Source organism: Brevibacterium picturae, assembly GCF_030453725.1.
Lineage (GTDB): Bacteria > Actinomycetota > Actinomycetes > Actinomycetales > Brevibacteriaceae > Brevibacterium > Brevibacterium sandarakinum_A.
Map to the genome: position 1 here is coordinate 1 of NZ_JAKDJU010000259.1, position 3,033 is coordinate 3,033.

The following is a 3,033-nucleotide window of genomic DNA, read 5'->3' on the forward strand; positions in this document are numbered from 1 at the left end:
GGGATGCCGCTCATCGCCAGCGTCCACTACGGCCAGGACTACGACAACGCCTTCTTCGACGGACGCCTCATGGTCTTCGGCGACGGGGACGACGAGGTCTTCACCGGCTTCACCGGGTCGCTGTCGATCATCGGCCACGAACTCAGCCACGGGGTCATCAGCCATACTGCCGATCTCGAGTACTTCGGGCAGCCCGGTGCGCTCAATGAGCACTGCGCCGACGTGTTCGGTGCCCTGACCGAACAGCACGATTCCGGACAGGACGCCGGTGACGCCACATGGCTCATCGGTGCCGGAATCTTCACCCCCGAGGTCACCGGCCAGGCGCTGCGCTCCATGCTCGCGCCCGGCACCGCCTACGACGACGATGTGCTCGGCAAGGACCCGCAGCCCGGCCATATGGACGACTTCGTCACCACGGAATCGGACAACGGCGGCGTCCATCTCAATTCCGGCATCCCCAACCGCGCCTTCGCGCTCGCGGCGACCCGCCTCGGCGGTCAGGCATGGGAGACCGTCGGCCAGGTCTGGTACGCCGTGCTGACCGGATCCGACATCACCACGCGCACCGACTTCGCGGGCTTCGCGGCCCTGACCGTCGCCGAGGCGGTTGCCGCCTTCGGTGAGGGATCCGACGTCCACGACGCCCTCGTCCAGAGCTGGGATGCCGTCGGCGTCACCCGGGCAGCAGGTCGAGGAAATGTGGGGAGCAGTTGGTGAATGACGGGGGCGGATTCGGTCATCTCATCGTCGAGCGCAGCGGTGGGATCGGCGGACTCCTGCTCGTGTGGGACCTCGACATCGACTCGAGCGAACACCGGGAGAGTATCGGACCGAAGGTGGCCGAACTCCCGTGGCAGGGCAGCTCGCAGCCCGAGGCGGCCGGCGGTGCCGGGGGTGAAGCCGGCGCGGAGGTCGGATCCCAGGGGGGAGCGGATCGTTATGTCTATGCCATCGAAAGTCGCTTCGGTCTTGTGCGCTTCGGTGAGGCGGACATGCCGGGGGAGTGGAAGAGCCTCGTCGAGCAGGTCCGCGCGATCGCCGAACCGCAACGACGCAGGCCCGGTGCCGACTGACGGTGATGCCCAGGTGCGACAGCCCCTCGGCGCCGATCGTTGTTGCACAACTAGTCCGTCCGGACTGAAAGTGCAATAGAGTGGCGGTCATGACTCATGACGACTCCACTGCCCAGAAGAATGAACGAGATCTCGAAGCGGGCATCCACACGGACCTGCGGTCGACGATGACCTACGGGTCCTACCTCAGCCTCGACCGTCTGCTGACATCCCAGCATCCGGTCAGCGAACCGGTCCACCACGACGAGCTGCTGTTCATCATCCAGCATCAGACCACGGAACTCTGGTTCAAACTCGTCATCCACGAACTCCTCGATGCCCGCAGGCTCATCGCGAGTGACCAGCTCCAGCTCGCGCTCAAGCGCATCGCCCGCGTCAAACACATTCAGAAGACCCTGACCGAGCAATGGTCAGTCCTCGCGACACTGACCCCGAGCGAATACGTCGGGTTCCGCGACGAACTCGGCAGGTCATCGGGCTTCCAATCCTGGCAGTACCGGGCCGTGGAGTTCCTGCTCGGCAACAAGAACGCCGATATGCTGCAGGTCTTCGACGGCGAACCCGAAGCCCGCGCGCAGCTCGAGACATACCTCAACGAGCCGAGCGTCTACGACGAGTTCCTGCGCTTCCTCGCCCGCCGCGGACTCCCGGTTCCACAGCGTCTGCTCGATCGGGACGTGAGCGTGGCACACACCTTCGACGAGGAGCTCCTCGACACCTTCCGGATCATCTACGAGAACCCGGAAACCTACTGGCTGGAGTACGAGAGCTGTGAAGAGCTCGTCGATCTCGAGGAGAACTTCCAGCTCTGGCGTTACCGCCACATGCGCACGGTGCTGCGGATCATCGGCATGAAGCGCGGCACCGGCGGATCGAGCGGCGTCGGGTTCCTGCAGAAGGCGCTCGATCTCACGTTCTTCCCAGAACTCTTCGACATTCGCACCGGCATCGAGAACGGCCCCGGCACCGCGACCGGAACGACCACGGCGGGCAGCCAGAACTCAGCGACCGGCTGTCCGGGGCTCTGAGCCCGATCGTCGATCTCGAACCGGCCCCCGGCAACCCCACCTCCCTGCTGCGGACCTTCGTCGGACTCCACCTGCGAGACCTGGGCGGGTGGATCCGGGTCGCGGCTCTGCTCGAGCTCCTGGCCACCGCCGGTGTCTCGAATTCCTCGACCCGCAGTGCCCTGTCGCGGCTCAAGGGCAAAGGGCTGCTCATCGGCGAGAAGCGGGAGGGCGTCGCGGGATATCGTTTGGATCCCGCGGCCGTGACTGAGCTTGAGCGCGGGGATCGGAGGATCTTCTCCTACCGCGGTCAGAAGGATGACGAGCCCTGGTGCCTCGTGTCCTATTCCCTGCCCGAGGTGGACCGGTCGAAACGGGTTCAGCTGCGCCGAGCGCTGACGGGGCTGGGCTTCGGTGCGGTCACCGATGGACTGTGGATCGCCCCCGGCCATCTGCGCGCCGAGGTCGAGGATGCCTTGGAGACCCTCGAGGTCCGAGAGCGGGCGACGATCTTCATCACCCAGACACCGTTGACCGGCGAGCCCTTCGCTCAGGCGGCCGCACAGTGGTGGGAACTGGACAGGCTTGCGGCCAGGCACACCGAGTTCCTCGGCCGGTACGAACAGTATGTCCCGGACGCACTGCGACCACAGCACGAACCTCGAACACAGCGGGCGGCGTCCCCTCAGCCGCCTGCCGACCTTCGCGAGGCATTCGTCCTGTGGCTGCGCTGCGTCGACGACTGGAAGACCATTCCCTACGTCGATCCGGGCCTTCCCGCCAGCGCCCTGCCGCCAGATTGGCCCGGAATGAGGAGCGTCGAACTCTTCGCACAGTTGCGCCGCGGCCTGGCAGAGTCCGCACGCTCCCACGTCCGGGACATCGCCGCGGGCAGGTGACTGCCCTGCGGTGATGCGCTCCGTCCAGGGCCGACTCAGCTCAGCGGGCCG

General features: G+C 66.1%; 4 protein-coding genes and 1 pseudogene. All 5 read left to right on the forward strand.

Annotated elements, in window-relative coordinates; genetic code table 11:
• Window positions 1-720: M4 family metallopeptidase (locus L0G76_RS15150; protein ID WP_304357976.1), on the forward strand; the 720-nt coding region annotated here is incomplete at its 5' end.
• Window positions 717-1,076, forward strand: a complete 360-nt coding sequence (locus L0G76_RS15155) for a hypothetical protein (RefSeq protein WP_304357977.1) — start codon at window positions 717-719, stop codon at window positions 1,074-1,076. The genes L0G76_RS15150 and L0G76_RS15155, both read left to right, overlap by 4 nt.
• Before the next feature lie 89 nt (window positions 1,077-1,165).
• On the forward strand, window positions 1,166-2,104 hold the full coding sequence (locus L0G76_RS15160) for a tryptophan 2,3-dioxygenase (protein ID WP_304357978.1): 939 nt from the start codon (window positions 1,166-1,168) through the stop codon (window positions 2,102-2,104).
• A gap of 47 nt (window positions 2,105-2,151) precedes the next feature.
• Window positions 2,152-2,322: pseudogene (locus L0G76_RS15165) on the forward strand (regulator); the annotation flags it as partial.
• A gap of 24 nt (window positions 2,323-2,346) precedes the next feature.
• Window positions 2,347-2,982 (forward strand): PaaX family transcriptional regulator, encoded by a 636-nt coding sequence (locus L0G76_RS15170; RefSeq protein WP_304357979.1) that lies wholly within the window; start codon window positions 2,347-2,349, stop codon window positions 2,980-2,982.
• Window positions 2,983-3,033 lie beyond the last annotated feature (51 nt).

What these genes read in the sequence shown, in the direction of transcription:
- L0G76_RS15160 (WP_304357978.1), top strand. Translation starts at nt 1,166, where the DNA reads ATGACTCATGACGACTCCACTGCCCAGAAGAATGAACGAGATCTCGAA.